Genomic DNA, 22,318 nt, shown 5'->3' with positions numbered 1-22,318 from the left:
ATGGCGAATCACCATGAGTGCATGCCTGCACGCGGCTCGCATTCGATCCGCGTGCGTGTCAGGCTCGCAGGCCACTGAAGAGCCCTGCACGCCCATGACCCGCGACGCCGATCCTGCTTCCTCCCGTCCGCTGCAGGGCGACGCCGCGTTGCTGCGTGCCGTGGGCAGCCTGGCGCTGGCCGCAGCCGTCATCAACATCATCGTTGGCGGCGGCATCTTCAAGATGCCGGCGGCGCTGTCGTCACAGGTCGGTGCCGCCGCGCCGCTGGCGCTGCTGGCCGGTGCGCTGGTGATGGTGCCGGTGGCCTTGTGTTTCGCCGCGATCGGCAGCCGTGCGTCCGCCACGGGCGGGCCTTACACCTATGTCAGTGCCGTGTTCGGTACGTTGCCGGGCTTCCTGGCCGGTGCGCTGATGTGGATCTGCAACGTGGCCTCCAGTGCAGGCGTCGCTGCCGCGCTGTCGCTGCAGGCCGCCAGTCTGTGGCCGGTCTTCGATGCGCCGCTGCCACGCGCGTTGCTGCTGCTGGGCGTGTACGCCGCCATCTATGCGCTCAACGCGTTCGGGGTGAAGCTGGGCGCGCGCGCGGTGATGACGCTGGCCACGCTGAAACTGGTGCCGCTGTTCCTGCTGGTGGTCGTGGGGCTGGCGTTCGTCGACGCCACGCAGATCAGCTTCGCCTTCGCCGACGTGCCGTCGTGGACCGCGCTGGGTGCGGCGATGGTGATGGTGGTATTCGCCTACTCCGGCGTGGAGACGGCGTTGATTCCCGGCGGCGAAGTGCGTGATCCGTCGCGCAGCGTGCCGCGCGCGGCATTGAGCGCGATCCTGCTGGTGGTGCTGCTGTACCTGGGCCTTCAGATCGTCTGCCAGGGCGTGCTCGGTCCGGCGCTGGCGAGCAGCAGCGTGCCGATCGCCGAGGCCGCGGGCCGGCTGTGGGATCCAGCGCGCATCGCATTGCTGGTCACGGCCTGCCTATCGATGGCGGGCTTCCTGCTGGGCAACCTGCTGGGCTCGTCGCGACTGTTGTTCGCGCTGGGTCGCGACGGCTACCTGCCGCAGGCCTTCGGTCGCGTGAGCGCACGCCACCGCGTGCCGCTGCTGGCCCTGGCCGCGCATGCCGGCATCGCCTGCGTGCTGGCGGTGCTGGGCAACTTCGAAGCGCTGGTGCTGATCTCCGGCGGCGCCGTCTGCCTGGTCTACGTGATGGTCTGCATCGCCGCGTGGCGTGCGCAACGGACCGATCTGCGCGAGCGCGGTACGCCGTTCGTGCTGCGCGGCGGTCCGCTGGTGCCGGGCCTGGCCGTCGTCGGCATGCTCGCCATCCTCACCACGCTGAGTGCACGCGAATGGACCGCGATCGGCGTGGCCGTGGTGGTGCTGGCGGTGGTGTATGCGGTGCTGGTCGGGCTTCGGCGGCGGGCCGGAGGCTGAGTTCCAGACGAGGTGGGATGGCTGGTTGTGGGAGCGACGTAAGTCGCGAGCTTCTGCTGTCACCGGAGGAAGAGCTCGCGACTTACGTCGCTCCCACACCTGTTCTCCCCATTCCTGTAAGGATCAGCGGAACACCACCGTCCGGTGTCCGTTCAACAGGATGCGGTGTTCGACATGGCGGCGCACGGCGCGCGCCAGCACCAGCGATTCGATGTCGCTGCCCATGCGCACCAGTTCCTTCGGCGTCATCGCGTGGTCCACGCGGGCGACGTCCTGCTCGATGATCGGGCCTTCGTCCAGGTCGCGCGTCACGTAGTGCGCGGTGGCGCCGATGATCTTGACCCCGCGCTGGTGCGCCTGGTGGTACGGCTTGGCGCCCTTGAAGCTGGGCAGGAAGCTGTGGTGGATGTTGATGGCACGCCCGGCCAGGGCGTCGCACAGCTCGGGCGACAGGATCTGCATGTAGCGTGCCAGCACCACCAGGTCGATGTTCTCGCGCTCGACGAGGTCGACGATGTGCCGTTCCTGCTCGGTCCGGTTGTTCGCCGATACCGGCAGGTGGTGGAAGGCCACGCCGTAGGACTGCGCCAGCGGCGCGAAGTCGGCATGGTTGGAGGCGATGCAGGCGATCTCCACCGGCAGCTGCCGGCTGTGCACGCGGAACAGCAGGTCGTTGAGGCAGTGACCCTGCTTGCTGACCAGCACCATCAGGCGCGCCTTGCGACGGGCGTCGTGGATCTGCCAGTCCATGTTGAAGACTTCCGCGAGCGAGGCGAAGCCTTCCTGCAGCACGTCGATCTCGGCCGCGCCGGGCACATCGAAGTGCACGCGCAGGAAAAAACGGCCCGATTCGTCGTCGCCGAACTGCTGGGCATCGAGGATGTTGCAGCCGGACTCGTACAGCAGGCCGGTGACGCGGTAGACGATGCCCGTGGTGTCGGGGCAGGAGAGGGTGAGGATGTGGTCGTGGCGCATTCGGGGGTCGGTCGGGGAGGTTATTCGCAGCGGGCGGCCGTGATGCGGTTCTGCGTGTCGATGTAGACGCGCAGGCGGTCGTTGCGTGCGTCGTGCTTCACCACGGTGGTGGGACCGATCGGATTGACCAGGCCGGCGCCGCTTTCGCTCGACAGGCGCTTGAGCGTGGCTTCATCCGCCGGCTGTCCGACGGCCCAGCCCAGTGACGCGTCGCTGCACGTGCCGCCGCCGGCGACCTGCGGACCCGGCGTGCTGACGCAGGCCGACAGTGCCAGCACGGCGACGGCCACGCCGACGCAACGGAAAGACGAACGGCGGAACGAGCGGGGAAAGGCCATGGCAGTATCTCCGTCTGCAGACAGCCCTGCAGGTGCACCGCTGTTTAGCACACTCGCCGGTGCAGCGCGCGCCGGTACGCCACCCCGTCGCTGGAGATCGTCATGGATCGTCGCTTCGCAGTGCCGTTCGCGTTCGCCCTCACCCTGTTGTCGTCTTTCGCCGCCCTCCCCGTCGATGCCTGTACCCGCGTGGTCTACTTGGGCGCCAACGACGACGTCATCACCGCCCGTTCGATGGACTGGAAGAACGACGTGGCGACCAACCTGTGGATCTTCCCGCGCGGCATGGCGCGCAGCGGGCAGGCCGGGCCGAACTCGGTCAAGTGGACATCGAAGTACGGCAGCGTCATCGCCACCGGCTACGACATCTCCACCACCGACGGCATGAACGAGGCCGGGCTGGTCGCCAACGTGCTGTGGCTGGTCGAATCCGAATACCCCGCCTACGACGGCCGCGGTCCGGGGTTGAGCATCGCCGCGTGGGCGCAGTACGCGCTGGACAACTACGGCAGCGTCAAGGAAGCGGTCGACGCGCTGGGCAAGCAGCCTTTCACCGTGGTCACCGACAAGGTGCCCGGCGAGGACCGGCTGACCACCCTGCACCTGTCGCTGTCCGACGCCAGCGGCGACAGCGCGATCATCGAATACATCGACGGCAAGCAGGTGATCCACCACGACCGCGCGTACCAGGTGATGACCAATTCGCCGGTGTTCGACCAGCAACTCGCGCTCAACGCGTACTGGAAGCAGATCGGCGGCACGGTGATGCTGCCGGGCACCAACCGCGCCTCGGATCGCTTCGCGCGCGCTTCGTTCTACGTCAACGCGATCCCGAAGGCCGAAGACCCGGTGAAGGCGTTGGCCAGCGTTTTCAGTGTGATCCGCAATGCGTCCGTGCCGTTCGGCATCAACACGCCGGAAGAGCCGAACATCTCGTCGACCCGCTGGCGCACCGTCGCCGACCACAAGCGCAAGCTGTACTTCTTCGAGTCCGCGCTGACGCCGAACACCTTCTGGGTCGACCTGAAGGATGTCGACTTCTCGAAGGAGTCCGGCAAGGTGCTGAAGCTCGACCTCGGTGCGGACCAGCGCAATGTGTTCGCCGGCAACGCGGTGAAGGATTTCAGGGCTGCGGCGCCGTTCGTATTCCAGGGTCTGTAGCCACACGTCCAACGCCGGCAGGTCGTGCCCGATGGCCGCGTGCACGACCCCTTCGGTAAAGCCCATTACCGTTGCCACCGTTGGTCGGCACGGCCTCGCGTTCCTCCCGATGTCACTTAGACTCGCGCCCAGTGCCCGCCCGGTGCGGGCACGTGGTCTATGGGGGGGGTGCCGCATGGACAACGACCGGAACGGTCGCATCGTGTATCGCCAGCGCCTGGCGAGGGCGCTGTCCTTCGGACTGCTGATGGGCGCGGCCTTGCCGGCCAGCGCGCAGTTCAAGATCGCCGACTCGTTCCAGGGCAGCACCCAGGCCGGTTGGACCATCAGCGGCACCAACAACGCCGGCACCAATGACAGCGGCATCCTGACCGGCGGTTACGGCGCCATTCCAAACAACGTCAACGACGCGGTTGGCAGTGGCTGGCTGCGCCTGACCACCAACCTGGCCAACCAGCAGGGTGGTGCGCTCTACACGTCCAGCACGTTCTCGCCAGCCAACGGCGTGGTGGTGGAGTTCGAATACGTTGCCTGGGGAGGCAACGGTGCCGATGGCCTGTCCATGTTCTTCTACGACGCGAGTGCCAACATGTCCGGTGCGCTTTCCGGTGCCGGCCTGCGCTATTGCAGTGGCGCAGGCGGCTACCTGGGCGTGGGGCTGGATGCATTCGGCAATTTCTCCAGCCCCGCCGCCACCGGCGCCTGCCCCAACTTCGACGGGCCGGGTAATCGGCCCGATAGCGTGGTGGTGCGTGGCCCGCGGTCGGCCAACAATCCCTATGTCGGGGGTGCCACCGTGGCCGGCGGCATCGACGTGCCGTCGGTCACCACGCGGCCCACCCCCAACCGCGTGCGCTACTTTCTGGTGCCCAACGGCAGCGGTGGCTACCGGGTGACCGTGGCGCACGGCGTCAACGGTGCCACGCCCACCCCCGTGTTGAACAACCTCAACTTTCCGTACGCGGCACCAGCGCTGCTGCGCCTGGGTATCGGTGGTTCCACCGGCGGCTTCAACAACATCCACGAAGTGCGCAGGGTCGTGGTCGCCGCACCGGCGGATATCGGCATCACCAAGACGGTGTCCGCGGCGGGGATCGCTCCCGGGCAGCCGCTCACCTACACCGTGGTGGTCAGCAACAACGACATCAATCTGGCCGACGCGGGCAATCAGGCGCCGCCGATCACCGCGGCGAATGCGCCCGACATCACCGACACGTTGCCTGCCGCGCTCACCGGTGCATCGTGGACGTGCGCGGCGACGGCGGGCTCCACGTGTCCGGCTGCCAGCGGCACCGGCAGTCTCGCGTTCACCGGTGGCTACACGCTGGCACCCGGCGGCAGCCTCACCTTCACGATCAATGCCACGCTGACCGCCACGGCAACGTGCGGCGCCACCATCACCAACACCGCGTCGGCGGTGTTCTCCGATACCGACGGCTACACCGACATCGCGCTGGCCGACAACAGTGCCAGCGTGGGATTCACCGTGGCCTGCGATGATCTGGCGATCAGCAAGACCAACGGGCAGACGGAGTATCGGCAGGGGCAGGCGTTTGCGTACACGCTGGTGGCGAGCAACCCCGGCACGACCCTGGTCAACAACGCGGTGTTCACCGATCCAGCCATCGCGAACTTCACCGTGGCCTCGGTGACCTGCGGCAGCGCCGCCGGCGGTGCGAGTTGCCCCACGGTCGCCAACACCACCGTCGCGCTGATGCAGGGCAGCGGCATCGTGATTCCGAGCCTGCCGGCCGCCGGCAGCGTGACGTTCACCGTCACGGGCACGGTGTCACCCAGCGCCACCGGCAACCTGGTGAACGTGGCCAGCATCGCGGTACCGACCGGTCGCTTCGACGGCACGCCGGTGAACAACACCGCCACCGACAGCGACACGCTGGCCACGGCGGACGTGTCGGTGATCAAGACGCGCGTGGGCAGTGGCGCGGTGCTGCCAGGCGCTGTGGTCACTTTCAATCTACTGGTCAGCAACAGCGGCCCCAGCAGGGCCGATGGTGCGAGCCTGTCCGATCCCGTGGTGCCGGGCCTGGACTGCACGGCCATCAGCAGTTGTTCCGCAGCGGGTGGCGCGGTCTGTCCGGCGACCGGTGCGGCGCAACTCACTGCGCTGAAGAGCGTTGCCGGCCTGGTGATTCCCACGCTGCCCAGCGGAGGTTCCGTCACGCTGGGACTGAGCTGCACGATGACGGCAACCGGCGTGCCCTGACGCCGGACGCCTCTGCGCCGGCAGCGCGATGAAGCACGTCAAGGTCGCCTGACGCTTCGTGCGCCAGCGCCAGTCGTCAGAGATCGAACGCCAGCAGGTCGAGGCCGGTGGCCGCGCGCACCACGCGCCGGTACAGCACGTTGCCGCTGCCGCCGTTGGTCAGCGTCACCAGCGCGCGCTCGCCGCGCAGGTCGCCCAGGGCGAAGTTCTTGAAGATGCCGCCGTTGCTGCCCGAGTGGTAGAACACGGGGCCACGCGGCGTGGCCTCCAGGTTCCAGCCCAGGCCCTTGTCGGTCCAGCGGCCGGGCACATCGATCTGCTTCGTCAGCATCGCCGTCCGCGTGGCCTCGGTGATCTGCCACGGTTCGCGCCGTGTGCGGACCATCACCGCCATGAAACGGGCGTAGTCCTGCGGCGTGGTGCGCAGGCTGGCGGCGGCGTTGGCGAGGAGGTCGCCGGGCCAGTTCACCAGTCCTTTCGGCGTGATCGCTTGTACCTCGGGCAGGGCGCGCACCGCGTCTTCGTAGCGCCATGCCGAGAGCGGCTTGCCCCAACGCTCGGCAACGGTCTGCGCGGCGTTCCACGTATCACGCAGCATCTGCGGCGGCATGCCGGTCTCCTCGTCCTCGACCGCGCGATGGCCGTACACGGAGCGCGTGGCGAGATCGCGATCCCACGTGTAGCTGCTGTTGCGCATGCCGGCCGGGCCGAACAGCAGGCGCTGCATCGATGCGTCCAGGCTTTCGCCGGTCAGCGTTTCCACCACCAGTTGCAACCAGAAGATCGCTTCGCCGGAATAGTCGATGCGCGTGCCGGGCTTCACGGCGGGCACCAGCTTCTCGTTGGCCGGATCCTTGCGCCAGTTCGACATGCCGGTGGAATGACGCAGCACGTCGCGCGCAGTGACCAGGTCCACCCACGGGTGGTCGGCCAGGTAGTCCATGCGCCGGTAGCGCACGAGCGGGGCATCGAGATCGATCACGCCCTGGTCCGCCAGCTGCAGGACGGCGTAGGCGAACACCGGCTTGCTCAATGACGCATCCTCGAACAGCGTGTCGTCCGCCACCGGCGTCCGTGTTTCGGCATTCAACACGCCCAGGTTGCGCGACCACACCACTTCGCCGCGCTCCACGACCGCCATGCCGATCGCAGGCACGCGCAACGCCTGCATCAGGCGCGGCAGATCGGCGAGGAAGTCGTCGGGCGGAATCCAGTTCGCGGCGTCGTCGCAGGCGGCGGCGGATGCCATGCGAGGCCAGGCAACGGCGGCGAGCGGCGCAGCGGCGAGCGCGGTCAGCCAGCGGCGGCGCGTGAGGGAGTCGGGTGGTTTCACAAGCGTCATCATGGGCCTGCGTCGACAAGGAGCTGATTCAGCAAGACGAACAAGTCGGGTCGATCCCGCCTGGCAGGAGATGCTCTGACCTGCCCGAGGTATCATCGTTCCGTCAAAGGACGTTCGTTGCGCAATGCGACCTATCGGCTACATGTACAAGCGGGTCGACATGCCCGAGGGGCTCGATCTGCCCGGGGTATCGGATGTCTATTCGCTGGGCGACTGCGTCAACGACAACTTCACCGACTACATCGATTTCTGGAAGCACAACGGGTACTTCCTGTTCGACACCCCCACCATCATGCGCGCGCTGGCCGACGAGCACGCCATTTCGTTGAAGGGTATGCGGCTCTTCTATTACGAAGCGCATGATCTCCAGTTCGATGGAGAGACCGGGGAATGGATGCCGTTCAGCCCGTTCCACAATGAAGTCAACGTCCTGCCACCTGTTCGCGCGACCTTGGAGGGGTTCGATATCACCTCCTTCTGGGCGGGCGCCGGCCCCGAGTGCTCGCCGCTGTCCTGCAACTACCTCGCCAGGAGTATCCACACCAATGCGCACTGCCTGCTTCCGACCTTCGAAGCAGCGGTCCATGTGCTGGAGAGTGGTGAGTTCAAGGACGCAGAGCCCGGTCCCTATCGGATCATTGCCGTGTACTCGATCGCCGAACATTGAGTTCGCGCTGTCCCATCGCTTGACGTCCTGCCGGCCCGGGCGTAACGTTCGCCCCGCCAAGGTTTCCATCGCTTCATCCCAATGAAGCGATGGAATTAAAAGGGAAGCCGGTGCGGCCTGTTCCACAGGTCAATTCCGGCGCTGCCCCGCAGCGGTATTTGGAAACGAACCTCGCCAACAGCACTGGTCCTTGCGGACCGGGAAGCGGCGGGAAGTAGGCCAGCGCACCCGCGCCCGTCCATGAGCCCGAAGACCTGCCCTGGCCGGAGGACACGACCGTCCTCCGACTGACCTGGAGCTTCCGAGGGGAGGTGGCCGGAGCCCGTGTCCGCGCGCGCCTGCCCGGATGCGTCCTCCTGCGCCCGACCTCGGCACTCCGGCTCGCCCGCGGGGGCGAAGGTCGCTGGCGTGGCGGGCTCCGGTCCGGCGCGCGGTTCCTTCGTTCCTCATCCGCCACGCATGAGGACACGCACCATGACCACCGTTACCACCCTCGGCTTCCCGCGCATCGGCGCGAAGCGCGAACTGAAGACCGCCCTGGAAAGCTACTGGCGCGGCGACACCACCGCCGACGACCTGCAGGCCACCGCACGCGACCTGCGCCATCGCCATTGGCGGCTGCAGCGCGAGGCCGGCGCCGATGTCGTGCCGTGCAACGACTTCGCGCTGTACGACCACGTGCTCGACACCGCCTTCCTGTTCGACGCCATCCCCGAGGCCTACCGCACGCTGGCCGATGCCGATCCGCTGGCCGGCTACTTCGCGCTCGCGCGCGGCGTGCAGCGCGACGGCATCGACCTGCGCGCGCTGGAGATGACCAAGTGGTTCGACACCAACTACCACTACCTGGTGCCGGAACTGCACGCCGGGCAGACGTTCCGCCTGCGTGGCGACAAGCCGGTGGCGGAGTTCCGCGAGGCGCAGGCGGCCGGCCACGCCGCACGTCCTGTGCTGCTGGGACCGGTGAGCTTCCTGCTGCTGGCAAAGACCGTTGACGGCAGCGACCGGCTCGCACTGCTGGAGCGCCTGCTGCCCGTGTACGCCGAGCTGCTGGCGAAGCTGCATGACGCCGGCGCGGACTGGGTGCAGATCGACGAACCCTGCCTCGTGCTCGACCTCGACGATGCGGCGCGCAATGCCTACATACGCGCATACGCCACACTGGCGAAGGGCGTGCGTCCCTCGTTGCTGCTGGCGACGTACTTCGGCCGCCTCGGCGACAACCTGCCGCTGGCCTGCGCGCTGCCGATCGATGGCCTGCATGTCGATCTGGTGCGCGGCAAGGAACAACTGGACGAAGTGCTGAAGCAGTTACCCAGAGGTCGCGTGCTGTCGGCGGGCCTGGTAGACGGCCGCAACATCTGGCGCACCAACCTCGACAACGCGCTGATCCTCGCCAAGTACGCGCTAGGCCATGTCGGCGACAACGCGCTGTGGCTGTCGCCGTCGTGCTCGCTGCTGCACGTGCCGGTGGATGTGGCCGGCGAGAAGGCGCTGCCGTCCGACCTGAAGTCGTGGCTGGCGTTCGCCCGCCAGAAGATCGAAGAACTGCGGCTAATTGCCGACGCACTGCAGGATCCGCGCGCGGCCGACGCCGGTCTGGCGCTGGCGCGCGACCGTATCGAGTCGCGTCGGCAGTCGCCGCGTGTGCATCGTGCCGCGGTCGCCGCGCGGCTTGCGTCAGCGGACGTCGAGGACATCGATCGCGATTCGCCGTATCCGCAACGCCGCCTCGCGCAGGCGGCGTTGCTCGGGTTGCCCGACTTCCCGACCACCACCATCGGCTCCTTTCCGCAGACCCATGAGGTGCGCGACGCGCGTGCACGCAACAAGCGCGGCAAGCTGTCCGATGCCGACTACGAGGCCTTCCTGCGCGAGGAGACCGAACGCTGCGTCCGCTTCCAGGAGGACATCGGCCTCGACGTGCTGGTGCACGGCGAGTTCGAACGCAACGACATGGTGGAGTACTTCGGCGAGCAGCTCGATGGCTTCGCCTTCACGAAGAACGGCTGGGTACAGAGCTACGGCTCGCGCTGCGTGAAGCCGCCGCTGATCTACGGCGACGTGTCGCGCCCAGCGCCGATGACGGTGCGCTGGTCGCAGTACGCGCAGTCGCTGACCGACCGGCCGATGAAGGGCATGCTGACCGGGCCGGTGACGGTGTTGCAGTGGTCGTTCGTGCGCGACGACCAGGCGCGTGCGAAGACCTGTCGGCAGATCGCGCTCGCCCTGCGCGACGAAGTGCTCGACCTGGAAGCCGCCGGCATCCGCGTCATCCAGATCGACGAGCCCGCCCTGCGCGAAGGCCTGCCGCTGAGGCGTGCCGACTGGCAGGCGTACCTGCACTGGGCCGTCGAGTGCTTCCGCATCGCCGCCGCCGGTGTGGCCGACGATACCCAGGTGCACACCCACATGTGCTACTCCGAGTTCAACGACATCATCGACGCGGTGGCGGCGATGGATGCCGACGTCATCTCCATCGAGACCTCGCGTTCGCGGATGGAACTGCTGGAGGCCTTCGTGAAGTTCCGCTACCCCAACGAGATCGGGCCAGGCGTGTACGACATCCATTCGCCGCGCATTCCGACCGGCGGCGAGATGATCGGGTTGCTGGAGAAGGCGCGCGCGGTGCTGGCACCGGAACAGATCTGGGTGAACCCCGATTGCGGGCTGAAGACGCGCGGTTGGTCGGAAGTACGTGAGGCCCTGACGCGGATGGTCGCGGCTGCGCAGGCGATGCGGAGCGGGCTGGTCCGCGCGGCATAGCGCAGGCGGTTCGGCGCGTGATGCCTTGCGCGAACGCAAGGTATTCCAGTGCGGCGGCTGCTAGGCTGCAAGTCGCCGCTCTGGATCTCCCCTGCCGCCATGTCGACGTCGTTCGCTCCTTCCATCGCCCTGCTGGTCATCGACCTGCAGCCCGACTTCATGCCGGGCGGCGCGCTCGCGTGCCACGACGGCGACGCGATCGTGCCGGGTATCGCCGCGCTGCTGGCATCGCGGCGATACGCCACCGTGGTGGCGACGCAGGACTGGCATCCGCCGGGGCATGCGTCCTTCGCTTCAAGCCATGCGGGTCGTGCGCCGTTCGACACGATTTCCCTGCACGGGCAGCCGCAGGTGCTGTGGCCGGACCATTGCGTGCAGGGGACATCCGGTGCCGCGCTCGCTGAAGGTGTGGACTGGACGCCGGCCGATCTGATCCTGCGCAAGGGCACGCGGTCGCAGGTGGATTCGTACAGCGCCTTCCAGGAGAACCACGGGCCGGACGGCACGCGTCCGACCACCGGTCTGGCCGGCTGGCTGCGCGAACGCGGTATCGAGGAAGTCCACGTCTGCGGACTGGCGCGCGACTACTGCGTGCTGTGGTCGGCACAGGACGCCGCGACGGCAGGATTCCGTGTGCGTTTCCTGTGGGACCTTACGCGGCCGGTCACGCCAGCGGGTGATGCGCCGACCGAGGCGGCGCTGGCAGCAGCCGGCATCGCGATCGAACGCACGTAGGGCGGGCTCAAGCCCGCCATTGCCATGCTCCGTGCTCGCGATGGCAACCATCGGAGCGCGTCCTTCGATCAAATCCCACGGCGTTCGATCTGTGCGACGGCGGGCCAGGGCCCGCCCTACGCGGTAGTGGGAAGTGGCGGCGCCTGCGTCGGCCGGCCTAGCGGGTCCAGCGCGATCATCACGAAGTGCCCGCGTGTACAGATCTTGCGGTCGCCGGTCAGCAGGTTCTCGGTGATCACTTCCACGTCGACATTCATCGAGCTGCGTCCGACCTTGACCACGCGCGCCACCACTTCCACCAGGTCGCCCTTGTGGATCGGCTGGTTGAAGTCCACCTGCTCCGAGCGCGCGGTGACCACGGTCGTGCGCGCATAGCGCGAGGCGGCGATGAAGGCCGACATGTCCATCCACGCCAGCGCCTGCCCGCCGAACAGCGTGCCCAGGTGGTTGGTGTGGTCGGGGAAGACCATGTGCAGCAGGCGCGCCTCGGTGGGGCGTGCTTCGGCATTGGGCAGATCGGTCATGGTGGTGCTCCGGTGTGCGTACTCCCGGCGGGAGGATAGCGCGATGGATGTTGTGGGAGCGACGTAAGTCGCGAAGCGATGCGGAGAAGCATCCTGATCGCCTTGTGTGCAAGGAAGGGTGATGGCCTGCGGTCGAGGCGATCGCGACTTACGTCGCTCCCACAGAAAGCACCACCACGCATCGACCAGCGTCGCATTGCACCGCTCGCTCGCCCACGGTTAGTCTTCAGGCATGAAGCCCTATGCCCTTTCCGCGCTGGTCGCGACGTTCGCCCTTGTTTCCCTGACGCCGGTCTCCGCGAAGGAGGCGATGAAAGCGGAAGACATCTACGTCCTCTCGATGGTGACCAATCCCGTGGTCGCACCGGACGGCAAGCGCGTGCTGTTCACCCGCGCCGCGTTCGACCAGGCACAGGATCGCCGCACCGGCGAGCTGTGGCTCGCGCACCTGGACGACCAGGGTGCGATCGTCGACCGGCGCCTGCTGGTGGCGCGCGATGTGGGTCCGCGCGATGCCGTGTTCTCGCCCGATGGCGGTCGCATCGCCTACGTCGCCACGTCGATCGACAAGCCGCAGGTCTTCGTGATGGCGCTGGCCGACGGCGTGGGCCAGCCGGTGACGACAGGCGAACTGTCGCCCGGTGGCCTGCGCTGGTCGCCCGATGGGTCGCGTATCGCCTTCATCGGTCGGGAAGAAGCCAAGCCCGCCACGATCCCCGGCATGCCGGAAAAGCCGAAGGGTGCCGAAGCGGCGGCCGACGCCAAGATCATCACCGACCTGTTCTGGCGCGCCGATGGCGCCGGCGAGATCAAGCCCGGCGCCAGCCATCTCTATGCGGTGGAGGTGGCAAGCGCCAAGGTCACCCGCATGACCCGTGGCGACACCAATCAGATCGACAGCAGCGGCATCGCCTGGCTGCCCGATGGCCGGCACGTGGTCGGCAGTTACACCGCCGATCCGATCAACGGTCCGCGCGAAAGCGACCTCTATCTGTACGACGTCGCCGGCAAAGCCCAGAAGCAGCGACTGACCTCGCGCGCCGGCAGCGAGTACGCACCGGAAGTCTCGCCCGATGGACGCCGCATCGCCTTCGTCGGCAGCGAGGCGTCGACCGAGTTCTACGACATGCCGCGCCTGTGGACGACCACGCCGGCACCAGGCGCCTCGGTGGACGCGTTGGCCGCCGACCTTGATCGTCCGGTGGCGGGGATCATGTGGCGCGAAGACAGCGCCGCCCTGCATACGCTGTACTACGACCGGGGTGTGCAACGTATCGCCACCATCGATGCGACGACCGGTGCGCGCACCGGGGTCGTCGACACCGTCGGCGGCACGCGCCTCTACCTGCCCTCGTCGGGCGGCCAGTTCTCGGCCGCGCAGGGCACGTTCGCCTACACCTCCAGCTTCACCGACCGCCCCGCCGGCCTGGGCGTAAGCCGCGGCCACGGTGAAAGCGGCGCGATCGACTTCAACCGGGCGTGGGCCGACGGCAAAAATGCCGCACGGATCGAAGAGGTGACCGTGAGCAGCCGTGCCGGCGGCCTGCCGGTGCAGGGCTGGGTCGCGTTCCCGCCCGGCTTCAGCGCGAACAAGCGCTATCCGCTGATCCTGGACATCCACGGCGGACCGAACAGCGACTACGGCCCGTTCTTCTCGATCACCCACAGCCTCTACGCGGCCGCCGGCTACATCGTGGTGTTCGCCAACCCACGCGGCTCGATCGGTTACGGCGAGCGCTTCGCCAACGCGATCACCAACGCCTACCCGGGCCAGGACCACGACGACCTCATGTCGATCGTCGACGAAGTGGCCAAGCGCCCGTATGTCGACCGCAGGAACCTCTTCATCGGTGGCGGCTCCGGCGGCGGTGTGCTGACGCTGTGGGGCATCGGCAAGGAACCGGACAAGTTCCGCGCGGCCGTCGCGTTGCGACCGGTCGTGGACTGGACCGACCAGGTCACCACCGCCGACCTGCCGTCGTTCTTCATGAAGCACTGGATGGGCGCCGCGCCGTGGGACAAGCCCGATCTCTATTTCGCGCGCTCGCCCTACAGCCTGGCCGGCCAGGTGAAGACGCCCACCATGCTGATCACCGGCGAACAGGATTACCGCACGCCGATGAGCCAGACCGAGCAGATGTTCGGCGCACTGAAACTGCGTGGCGTCGAGGTCGAAATGGTCCGCCTGCCCGGTGCGGGTCACGGCATGGGTCGGCCCAGCCAGTGGCTGCAGTCGGTGCTGGCGCCGGTCGACTTCTTCAACCGGCACAAGGCTAAGTAGCTCGGGCCGTTGGTCGCGGCGTGCGGGGCAACAGGTGTGGGAGCGACGTAAGTCGCGAACGCACGAACGAAGGGCCCGCTTGTCTGGCGGGCCCTCGATACTAAAATGCCTATGGCTGATGCAGTCCGTGACGGTGCAGCGTCATGACGGCTTCATCGCTACGATCGCGACTTACGTCGCTCCCACACCTGACATCCGGCATCCTACTCGCCCCAGTATGTGCGACGGGGCAACGCCTCAGAACGCGTGGTCGAAGCCCACTTCGCCCTGCACGCCCAGCTGGTAGGCCGAGACGCGGCGTTCGAAGAAGTTGGTCAGTTCCTGCACGTCCTGCAGCTCCATGAAGGGCAGCGGGTTGCGTACGTCGTAGCGCTTGGGCATGCCGAGCTTGGCGAAGTGCTGGTCGGCGCAGTGCTGCAGGTACTGGCGCATGTCGCGGGTCGAGATGCCGGCGACGCCACCGGACAGCACGTCCTCGGCGAACTGCACTTCGCATTCGATCGCCTCTTCCAGCATGTCGTAGACCTGCTGCTGCATGCGGTCGTCGAACAGGTCCGGTTCTTCCTCGCGCACGGTGCGCACGCACTCGAACGCGAACTCCATGTGGCAGCTCTCGTCGCGGAACACCCAGTTGGTGCCGCTGGCCAGGCCTGGCAGCAGGCCGCGCGAGCGGAAGAAGTACACGTAGGCGAACGCGGCGAAGAAGAACAGGCCTTCGATGCAGGCGGCGAAGCAGATCTGGTTGAGCAGGAACTGGCGGCGCTGCTCGCGCGTGTCGATGCGCTTCAGGTCCTGGATGCTGTCGATCCACTTGAAGCAGAAGTCGGCCTTCTTCTTGATCGCCGGGATGTTCTCCACCGCGGCGAACGCCTTGAAGCGCTCCGACGGGTCGGGCAGGTAGTTGTCCAGCAGGGTCAGGTAGAACTGCACGTGCAGCGCTTCTTCGTACAGTTGGCGCGACAGATACATGCGCGCTTCTGGCGCGTTGAGGTGCTGGTACAGGTTCAGCACCAGGTTGTTCGACACGATCGAATCGCCGGTCGCGAAGAAGGCGACCAACCGGTGGATCAGATGGCGGTCGGCCGGCGTCATCTTCGAGTGCAGGTCGGTGATGTCGATCTGGAAGTTGATCTCTTCCACCGTCCACGTGTTCTTGATGGCGTCGCGGTACATGTCATAGAACTGCGGATAGCGCATCGGGCGCAGCGTCAGTTCAAAGCCGGGATCGAGCAGCATCTGCTTGGGTTGTGCGGACATGGTGCGGTGTTCTCGTGGTTCCCCTTCTCCCGCCGGGAGAAGGTGCCCGAAGGGCGGATGAGGGGTGCCGCAGTCGCTTATCCGGTACTTGTATTGCAAAGCGAGCCACAGCGAGTGGAAGTGGTGAACAGCCGGTGGCCGCCCTTCATGACTCGCTGCGGCTCGCTCAACATCATTGAGTCGCAACGGCTATCAAGGCGCCCCCAACCCCTCTCCCGGTGGGAGAGGGGCTCTAATAAGAAGCTGGCGCCTCCATGCGCCGGGAACATCCATGTTCCTGTTCCAGGGTCCGTCGGCCGGAGCCGACGCAGGGGGGCGGTTACTGGCAGGCCTCGCAGGCTTCCGGGTTCTCCAGCGAGCAGGCGATGGCTTCGGTCGGGGTGTACTCGCGCTTCGGCTCGGCGGCGGCGACGGTGCTGACCGTGGTCTTGGCGATCTTGGTCGCCGGGCGCGAACGCAGGTAGTACGTGGTCTTGATGCCCTGCTTCCACGCGTACATGTACATGGACGACATCGCGCCGATGTTCGGGCTTTCCATGAACAGGTTGAGCGAGGCCGACTGGTCGATGAAGGCGCCACGGCCGGCGGCCATGTCGATCAGCGAACGCATCGGGATTTCCCACGCGGTGCGGTAGACCTGCTGCAGCGTGTCCGGGATCTGCGCGATGCCCTGGATGGAACCCTCGGCGAGTTTGATCGCGTCGCGCGTTTCCGGCGTCCACAGGCCCAGCTTCTTCAGCTCGCCCACCAGGTAGCGGTTGACCTGCAGGAAGTCGCCCGACAGCGTCTCGCGCTTGAACAGGTTGGACACCTGCGGCTCCACGCACTCGTAGCAGCCGGCGATCGAGGCGATGGTCGCGGTCGGCGCGATCGCGATCAGCAGCGAGTTGCGCAGGCCGTGTTCCTTGATGCGCGCGCGCAACGCGTCCCAGCGTTCCACGTTCTCGGGCGTGATGTTCCAGGCGTCGAACTGCAACTCGCCATGGGCGGCACGCGTGTCGGCGAACGACGGATGACGGCCGCGTTCCTGCGCCAGTTCCACCGAGGTCTCCAGCGCATGGAAGTAGATGGTCTCGGCGATCTTCGCCGACAGTGCGCGGGCTTCGGCGCTGTCGAACGGCAGGCGCAGCTTGAAGAACACGTCCTGCAGACCCATGCAGCCCAGGCCCACCGGGCGCCAGCGCAGGTTGCCGCGACGCGCGGTCTCGATCGGATAGAAGTTCAGGTCGATCACGCGGTCCAGCTGACGCACGGCCAGACGGACGGTTTCGGCCAGCTTGTCGAAATCGAACCAGCCATCGTCATCGAAGTGGCGGCCCAGGTTGATCGAGCCCAGGTTGCACACCGCGGTCTCTTCGGCCGAGGTGACCTCGAGGATCTCGGTGCACAGGTTGGACAGGTGGATGACGTTGCCGGCGCGCAGGGTCTGGTTGCTGGCGGCGTTGCACTTGTCCTTGAACGTCATCCAGCCGTTGCCGGTTTCGGCCAGCGTGCGCATCATCCGGCCGTACAGCTTGCGCGCGGAGGTGGTCTTCATCGCCTTGCCCTGCGCTTCTGCCTGCGTGTACGCCAGCTCGAACGCGGCGCCGTACAGGTCGGTCAGCTCCGGCACCACGCGCGGATCGAACAGCGACCATTCCTGGTCAGCCTCGACGCGCTTCATGAAGAGGTCCGGCACCCAGTTGGCCAAGTTGAGGTTGTGGGTGCGGCGCGCTTCGTCGCCGGTGTTGTCGCGCAGCTCCAGGAAGTCCTCGATGTCGGCGTGCCAGGTTTCCAGATACACGCAGGCCGCGCCCTTGCGCTTGCCACCCTGGTTGACCGCCGCGACCGAGGAATCCAGCGTCTTCAGCCACGGCACGATGCCGTTGCTGTGGCCGTTGGTCGACTTGATCAGCGAGCCGCGCGAACGCACGCGCGTGTAGCTGACGCCGATGCCGCCGCTGAACTTGCTCAGCTGGGCGATATCGCCGTACTTGGCGTAGATCGATTCCAGCGTGTCCTGCGGCGAGTCCAGCAGGAAGCACGACGACAGCTGCTCGTGCGTGGTGCCGCTGTTGAACAGCGTCGGTGAACTGGGCAGGTAGTCCAGGTTGCCCATGCGGCGGTACAGCGCCAGCGCTTCCGGCACGTCTTCACTCAGTGCGCAGGCGATGCGCAGGAAGAACTGCTGCGGCGTCTCGATGACCTTGCGCGTGTGCGGGTGGCGCAGCAGGTAGCGGTCGTACAGCGTGCGCAGGCCGAAGTAGTCGAAGTGCAGGTCGAGCGAGGCGTCCAGCGCGTCGTTGAGCTTGCGCGCGTTGGTCTGCACGAAGTTCAGCAGGCGATCATTGATCAGGCCGACCTCGTGGCCGCGGGTGACCGACTGCGAGAACGCGTGGATCTCCTGGCCGGTCACTTCCTTGACGATGTAGCCGGCCAGCAGGCGCGCGGCCAGGCGGCTGTATTCGGGTTCTTCGCCGGTCAGCAGCGCGGCGGTGCGGATCGACAGTTCGTCCAGTTCGCGCGTGCTGGCGCCGTCGTACAGGCCGGAGATGGTGCGGGTGGCGACGCGCATCGGGTCGATGGCGTGCAGGCCTTCGCAGTTGCGCTGCACCGCGCGCACGATCTTGTTGAGGTCCACCGGCTCGCGGCCGCCATTGCGCTTGGTCACGCTCATCGCGGTGGCGGTGGGCGGCGGGGTCAGGGCGAACGCGTCCTTCTGGGACGGGGTGGTGCCGGCGTCGGCGACGGCGGTGTCGGTTTGGGTCACGAGAATCCTCCATGCGTGGTGCACGCGGCGGCCCGTCCCTCGCGGGGCTGCGCAAGGCCGGATGGAGGATCACAGTGGGGAAGCGGCGTCGCAGGAGGCGAGATCGCGCGGACAGAAGACCGGCGTGCCCTGCTTCACCAGCCCTCTCCCCCCGGAGATTCCGCGGCCGGCACCGCGCGGTGTGCAACGCGCGGCTGTCGGCAGGTCTTCGGACTCATGGGCGCGAAGGGCGAGCCTTCTTCCTACGTCCGCCGCTTCCCAGGGCTAGGCCCCAGTGCTGGTGGCGGGTTCGTTCCCAATTACCGCTGCGGGGCAGTGCCGGAGTGGCGCGAACGCGTCACCGGCTTCCCGTTTTAATCCCGTGGCTTGCGACCACCGGAACCGACGGCCACAAGATAGTGGGGGGTCATGGAGGCGTCAACACCAAATGTTGTGTGGAACAGCGGGTGTCGATGCGATGCGGGTTTCACGGTTTCGACGCATTGCGTCGCAGAGTCCTTCTCCCCGCCTGGCGGGGAGAAGGGAAAGATCCGTCAGCCGCGCAGCGCGGCGATCGAAGCGTCCTGCGCCTGCGCATACAGCGCGAAGGGATCGTGGATCGTTTTGCCCAGCGCGGCTTCGAACGCTTCCTGGTTGGCGTGCGCGTCGTACGCGCGCTGTTCGCCGCCGCCCAGGTTGGACTGGAAGATGCCCGCCGCGCTGACCGGCAGGAAGTCTTCGTAGACGATCGGATCGACGACGGCGTGGCCGGCCTCGACCAGGGCGTCCGGCGTCATCGCCGCGCGCTCGGACGCCGGCAATGCGGCGCCGGTGTCGGTCAGGCGGTAGCGGAAGTAGCCCAGGCCGTCGCGACGCAACGTCGTTTCGTCGTCCGGGAACGCCACGAACGCCGCTGCCAACCGCTGCGGATAGTCCGCCGACGTATTGCCTGCGCCGCCTGCCTGCCGCACCTCCGCCAGCAGCCGGTCGTAGAGGTCACGGCCGGCGGGCGTCAGCGCCAGGCCGCGCTGCTCGATCTCGCCGAAGCGCGCGGTGTGGCTGCCGGGCACCAGCGTGCCGGTGGCGTCGGGGAAGGCGACCTGCTCTTCCAGCGCCTTGAAGCTGGTCTGGCGCAGCAGGATCGGCACCGCGCGGCGCGGCGGGCCTTCGATCTGCGCCTTGGCCTGGATGCCGCGTTCCAGCATCGCCGCCTGCGCGGCGTCGATGTCCAGCGTGCGCGGGGTCAGGTGGTTGATGTGCGGGCCACGGAAGCTGACCACGTCGGCGACCAGGCGATGCAGGCCGTGCAGTGCGTGGTAGGTCTCCAGCGAAACCGTGGCGTCGCCATGCCAGCGGAAGGTTTCCAGCACCTCGGCGACGAAGCGCTGCGCATCGGCTTCGCTCAGTCCGCCGTCGCGCTCGGCCTGGTCCACCAGCGCGCGTGCGCCGGCAGTGAAGATGTCGCGCTTGGCCAGGATCGCCTCGGCCTCGGCCCGCAGCGTGGCGTCGCCGATCAGCTCCAGCCGCAGCAGCGAGGTGAAGATGCGGAACGGGTTGGCGGCCAGGGCGGCTTCGGTCAATGGGCGGAACGCGGTCGCATGCACCGGCACGCCGGCCACGGTCAGGTCGTAGTAGCCCACCGGGTGCATGCCCATCAGCGCGAACACGCGGCCCAGCATCGCCAGTTCGGCCGGCGTGCCGACGCGGATGGCGCCGTGGCGCTCCAGGTCCAGGCGCTCGGTTTCGCCGGTGCGCTGCAGGCGCTCGGCCAGGGCGGCGTCGCGCTGCAGCGTCGCCATGTTGATGTCGCCGACCAGCGTGATCAGGTCGCCGTACAGCGGCACCTCGGTGCGGTACATGTCGGACATGGCCTGGGCGAACAGGCCGCGGATGCGGTCGGGGGAAACGAAGGCGGTCATGGGGTTCTGCATGGAGGCGGGCGGCGTGGGGCCGCCGGGGGCGCGTATTGTCGCCGGCCGCGCCGGCCCGGGCCACTCTCAGCGTTCCGGGTGGACGCCGTCCGTGTCGCCTGGCACGTAGCCGGGGGGTCCGAACAACGTCATCCCGATCTGCCGCAGGCCCCGCGCGCGGCGCAGGTCGCGGGCCAGCTTCACCCAGGCATGGAAGGCAATGGTCACCGGGTTGTAGCTGCGTACCGGTTCGACCAGCCCGTAGCGCAGTGGCACGTCCGCGCGTTCTTCGCGGAAGGTGCCGAACAACCGGTCGAACACGATCAGCACGCCGCCGTAGTTGCAGTCCAGGTATTCCGGATTGCTGGCGTGGTGCACACGATGGTGCGAAGGGGTGTTGAAGACGAACTCGATGGCGCGCGGCAGCCGCGGCACCAGCTCCGTATGCAGCCAGAACTGGTACAGCAGGTTCACCGCCAGCGCACCGACTACGTACGGCACCGGGAAGCCCAGCCAGACCAGCGGGCCGAAAAACACCGCCGCGCCGGTCAGCTTGCCGGTCCAGCCCAGGCGGTACGCGGTGGACAGGTTGTATTGCTCGGCCGAGTGGTGCACCGAGTGGTTGAGCCAGAACCAGTGCACGCGATGGTCGGCGCGGTGCATCGCGTAGTAGCAGAGCTCCTGGCCAAGGAAGAGCGCGATCCAGTGCCAGGCCTGGTCCATCGCGATCGTCGTCAGCCGGAATTCCCAGATGGCGAACAGCAGCACGCCGACCACGCCGCCCTGGATCACCAGCCCGAGTACGGCACGCCCGGCGGCATCACCTAGCGAAGCCCAGTAGCCCTTCCAGTCGTAGCGGTGTCCACGCCGCATCAGCCATGCGGCTTCCGCGGCGGCGACCAGGGCGAGCAGCAGTAGCGGCAGTCCGGCGAAGGCGCGCAGGCCGTCCATCGCGTGGGCTCAGCGTCCGCCGCGCTCGGCCATCTTCTGGCCGGCCGCACGCAGTTCTTCGGGCGACAGTTTGCCGTCGCGGTTGGTGTCGAGCGCGTCGAAGCGCTTGGCCACGCGCGGCAGCTTCGCGTCGGCTTCGGCGCGGTCGATCAAGCCATCGCCGTTGGTGTCGGCGTCCTTCAGTCGTTCGAGCAGCGTGGCTTTCTGCTCTTCGGTGAGCGTGCGCTGCTGTGCGTTGGCGGGGGCCGCCAGTGCGAACACGGACAGCGCGGTGGCGAACGGAAGCAGGATGGAACGGGACATCGGGAATCTCCGGTGGGGAAGAAGGGCAGGCGCGGCGGCGCGGGAATGCATCCGTGCGGCAGAGGGGGGGCCAGGCCGCCGCGCCTGCAGGAAACACGAGGGGACGGAATCAGTTGCCGCGCGGGCAGGCGATGGTGTCGCCACTGGCATTCGTGCAGGTGGCGGTGCGGGTCACGCTGCCGTCGGTGACCGTGGTGCTGCCGTTATAGCTGTTGCCGTTCGCACCGGTGGCGGTGGTGCTGCGGGCACCATTAACGTTGCCGTCGGCGTCGCGGCTGATGCCGCCGCTGGTGCTGGCGGTGCCGCCGTTCGGGCCGTTGGCGTAGGCGCTGCCTTGGCGGCCGGCGCTGCCGTCTTCGTTGCGGTAGGCGCTGCCTTGGTAGCCGGCGTTGCCGCCGTTCGCACCGGCAATGTTGCCGCTGCGCGAACCGGCCGCATTGCCCTGGCCGTCGGCCTGCCAGTCGCGCTGGCGCTGGCTGTCGAAGCGCGCGTTGCTGCGGTCGACGGCGACGCTGCCGCCCTGTGCCGTGCGCTGCACGGCGCGGCTGCGTTCGCGCGCTTCGGCATGGTCGGCGAACAGGGTGGTGGCGCACAGGGCGAAGGCAGTGGCGATCAGCAGCGGGGTCTTGCTCATGTCGGAATCCTCGTCGGGAAGGGGATGGCCGCACGGGGACGCGGCGGCAGGACCACGGTAGGGCGCGCCACGGCGGCAGGTGTGTCGGGG

The 22,318-nt window shown here is 67.5% G+C and carries 16 protein-coding genes, 1 pseudogene and 2 riboswitches; of the genes and pseudogenes, 7 read left to right on the top strand and 10 right to left on the bottom strand.

Annotated elements, in window-relative coordinates; translation table 11 throughout:
* Window positions 1–94: 94 nt before the first annotated feature.
* Window positions 95–1,432: an APC family permease gene (locus IB225_RS16195; RefSeq protein WP_192312414.1), complete on the top strand. Its 1,338-nt coding sequence runs from the start codon at window positions 95–97 to the stop codon at window positions 1,430–1,432.
* A gap of 123 nt (window positions 1,433–1,555) precedes the next feature.
* On the opposite strand, the gene purU is transcribed toward IB225_RS16195, so the two are convergent.
* Window positions 1,556–2,407, bottom strand: coding sequence for a formyltetrahydrofolate deformylase (gene purU / locus IB225_RS16190; protein WP_192312411.1), 852 nt, complete (start codon window positions 2,405–2,407; stop codon window positions 1,556–1,558).
* Between the two features lie 20 nt (window positions 2,408–2,427).
* Window positions 2,428–2,745 carry a hypothetical protein gene (locus tag IB225_RS16185; RefSeq protein ID WP_192312410.1) on the bottom strand — a complete coding sequence of 106 codons (318 nt, stop codon included), beginning with the start codon at window positions 2,743–2,745 and terminating at the stop codon, window positions 2,428–2,430.
* 102 nt (window positions 2,746–2,847) lie between these two features.
* Here IB225_RS16185 and IB225_RS16180 point away from each other — a divergent pair, with 102 nt between their 5' ends.
* Both IB225_RS16180 and IB225_RS16175 read left to right on the top strand, forming a co-directional pair.
* Window positions 2,848–3,906 carry a linear amide C-N hydrolase gene (locus tag IB225_RS16180; protein ID WP_192312408.1) on the top strand — a complete coding sequence of 353 codons (1,059 nt, stop codon included), beginning with the start codon at window positions 2,848–2,850 and terminating at the stop codon, window positions 3,904–3,906.
* Window positions 3,907–4,081: 175 nt separating this feature from the next.
* A complete protein-coding gene (locus tag IB225_RS16175) occupies window positions 4,082–6,130 on the top strand; it encodes a DUF11 domain-containing protein (protein WP_192312406.1) in 2,049 nt (682 codons plus the stop codon).
* Between the two features lie 76 nt (window positions 6,131–6,206).
* Here the strand turns inward: IB225_RS16175 and IB225_RS16170 are convergent, their stop codons facing one another.
* Window positions 6,207–7,463 (bottom strand): serine hydrolase domain-containing protein, encoded by a 1,257-nt coding sequence (locus IB225_RS16170; RefSeq protein ID WP_192312404.1) that lies wholly within the window; start codon window positions 7,461–7,463, stop codon window positions 6,207–6,209.
* A gap of 169 nt (window positions 7,464–7,632) precedes the next feature.
* Between IB225_RS16170 and IB225_RS16165 the strand changes: the two genes are divergently transcribed.
* The 3 genes from IB225_RS16165 (at window position 7,633) to IB225_RS16155 (ending at window position 11,640) form a co-directional block, all read left to right on the top strand.
* Window positions 7,633–8,139 carry a hypothetical protein gene (locus IB225_RS16165; protein ID WP_225583917.1) on the top strand — a complete coding sequence of 169 codons (507 nt, stop codon included), beginning with the start codon at window positions 7,633–7,635 and terminating at the stop codon, window positions 8,137–8,139.
* Between the two features lie 42 nt (window positions 8,140–8,181).
* Window positions 8,182–8,416: riboswitch (cobalamin riboswitch) on the top strand.
* A 197-nt stretch (window positions 8,417–8,613) separates the two neighbouring features.
* Window positions 8,614–10,905 (top strand): 5-methyltetrahydropteroyltriglutamate--homocysteine S-methyltransferase, encoded by a 2,292-nt coding sequence (metE, locus tag IB225_RS16160; protein WP_192312400.1) that lies wholly within the window; start codon window positions 8,614–8,616, stop codon window positions 10,903–10,905.
* 99 nt (window positions 10,906–11,004) lie between these two features.
* Window positions 11,005–11,640, top strand: a complete 636-nt coding sequence (locus tag IB225_RS16155) for a nicotinamidase (protein ID WP_192312398.1) — start codon at window positions 11,005–11,007, stop codon at window positions 11,638–11,640.
* A gap of 116 nt (window positions 11,641–11,756) precedes the next feature.
* Here IB225_RS16155 and IB225_RS16150 read toward each other — a convergent pair whose 3' ends face one another.
* A complete protein-coding gene (locus tag IB225_RS16150) occupies window positions 11,757–12,164 on the bottom strand; it encodes an acyl-CoA thioesterase (RefSeq protein ID WP_192274141.1) in 408 nt (135 codons plus the stop codon).
* A 232-nt stretch (window positions 12,165–12,396) separates the two neighbouring features.
* Here IB225_RS16150 and IB225_RS16145 point away from each other — a divergent pair, with 232 nt between their 5' ends.
* Window positions 12,397–14,445 carry a S9 family peptidase gene (locus tag IB225_RS16145; protein ID WP_192312396.1) on the top strand — a complete coding sequence of 683 codons (2,049 nt, stop codon included), beginning with the start codon at window positions 12,397–12,399 and terminating at the stop codon, window positions 14,443–14,445.
* Window positions 14,446–14,682: 237 nt separating this feature from the next.
* On the opposite strand, the gene IB225_RS16140 is transcribed toward IB225_RS16145, so the two are convergent.
* From IB225_RS16140 to IB225_RS16115, 6 genes and pseudogenes are all read right to left on the bottom strand, one after another.
* Window positions 14,683–15,702 carry a ribonucleotide-diphosphate reductase subunit beta gene (locus IB225_RS16140; protein ID WP_192312394.1) on the bottom strand — a complete coding sequence of 340 codons (1,020 nt, stop codon included), beginning with the start codon at window positions 15,700–15,702 and terminating at the stop codon, window positions 14,683–14,685.
* 319 nt (window positions 15,703–16,021) lie between these two features.
* Entirely contained in the window at window positions 16,022–18,358 is a 2,337-nt protein-coding gene (locus IB225_RS16135; RefSeq protein WP_225583976.1) for a ribonucleoside-diphosphate reductase subunit alpha, read from the bottom strand.
* Between the two features lie 274 nt (window positions 18,359–18,632).
* A riboswitch (cobalamin riboswitch) is annotated at window positions 18,633–18,852 on the bottom strand.
* Between the two features lie 132 nt (window positions 18,853–18,984).
* Entirely contained in the window at window positions 18,985–20,349 is a 1,365-nt protein-coding gene (locus IB225_RS16130) for a VOC family protein (RefSeq protein WP_192312390.1), read from the bottom strand.
* Window positions 20,350–20,427: 78 nt separating this feature from the next.
* The gene (locus IB225_RS16125) at window positions 20,428–21,291 is read right to left on the bottom strand and encodes a sterol desaturase family protein (protein ID WP_192312388.1); all 864 of its coding nucleotides are present in this window, start codon (window positions 21,289–21,291) and stop codon (window positions 20,428–20,430) included.
* 33 nt (window positions 21,292–21,324) lie between these two features.
* Window positions 21,325–21,594: pseudogene (locus IB225_RS20560) on the bottom strand (hypothetical protein); the annotation flags it as partial.
* A 109-nt stretch (window positions 21,595–21,703) separates the two neighbouring features.
* Complete coding sequence (locus tag IB225_RS16115; RefSeq protein WP_192312384.1) at window positions 21,704–22,228, bottom strand: hypothetical protein; 525 nt, start codon at window positions 22,226–22,228, stop codon at window positions 21,704–21,706.
* Between the last annotated feature and the right edge of the window lie 90 nt (window positions 22,229–22,318).

Origin of the sequence: Pseudoxanthomonas sp. PXM02 (assembly GCF_014851805.1) — a bacterium.
Taxonomy (GTDB): domain Bacteria; phylum Pseudomonadota; class Gammaproteobacteria; order Xanthomonadales; family Xanthomonadaceae; genus Pseudoxanthomonas_A.
The sequence above is the reverse complement of the archived record's forward strand: the minus strand, read 5'-3'. Positions and strand labels throughout refer to the sequence as shown.

Excerpts from the sequence above, each read along its gene's own strand:
- IB225_RS16195 (WP_192312414.1), top strand. The coding sequence starts at position 95 with ATGACCCGCGACGCCGATCCTGCTTCCTCCCGTCCGCTGCAGGGCGAC.
- purU (WP_192312411.1), bottom strand. The coding sequence starts at position 2,407 with ATGCGCCACGACCACATCCTCACCCTCTCCTGCCCCGACACCACGGGC.
- IB225_RS16185 (WP_192312410.1), bottom strand. The coding sequence starts at position 2,745 with ATGGCCTTTCCCCGCTCGTTCCGCCGTTCGTCTTTCCGTTGCGTCGGC.
- IB225_RS16180 (WP_192312408.1), top strand. The coding sequence starts at position 2,848 with ATGGATCGTCGCTTCGCAGTGCCGTTCGCGTTCGCCCTCACCCTGTTG.
- IB225_RS16175 (WP_192312406.1), top strand. The coding sequence starts at position 4,082 with ATGGACAACGACCGGAACGGTCGCATCGTGTATCGCCAGCGCCTGGCG.
- IB225_RS16165 (WP_225583917.1), top strand. The coding sequence starts at position 7,633 with ATGCCCGAGGGGCTCGATCTGCCCGGGGTATCGGATGTCTATTCGCTG.
- metE (WP_192312400.1), top strand. The coding sequence starts at position 8,614 with ATGACCACCGTTACCACCCTCGGCTTCCCGCGCATCGGCGCGAAGCGC.
- IB225_RS16155 (WP_192312398.1), top strand. The coding sequence starts at position 11,005 with ATGTCGACGTCGTTCGCTCCTTCCATCGCCCTGCTGGTCATCGACCTG.
- IB225_RS16150 (WP_192274141.1), bottom strand. The coding sequence starts at position 12,164 with ATGACCGATCTGCCCAATGCCGAAGCACGCCCCACCGAGGCGCGCCTG.
- IB225_RS16145 (WP_192312396.1), top strand. The coding sequence starts at position 12,397 with ATGAAGCCCTATGCCCTTTCCGCGCTGGTCGCGACGTTCGCCCTTGTT.
- IB225_RS16140 (WP_192312394.1), bottom strand. The coding sequence starts at position 15,702 with ATGTCCGCACAACCCAAGCAGATGCTGCTCGATCCCGGCTTTGAACTG.
- IB225_RS16135 (WP_225583976.1), bottom strand. The coding sequence starts at position 18,358 with ATGAGCGTGACCAAGCGCAATGGCGGCCGCGAGCCGGTGGACCTCAAC.
- IB225_RS16130 (WP_192312390.1), bottom strand. The coding sequence starts at position 20,349 with ATGACCGCCTTCGTTTCCCCCGACCGCATCCGCGGCCTGTTCGCCCAG.
- IB225_RS16125 (WP_192312388.1), bottom strand. The coding sequence starts at position 21,291 with ATGGACGGCCTGCGCGCCTTCGCCGGACTGCCGCTACTGCTGCTCGCC.
- IB225_RS16115 (WP_192312384.1), bottom strand. The coding sequence starts at position 22,228 with ATGAGCAAGACCCCGCTGCTGATCGCCACTGCCTTCGCCCTGTGCGCC.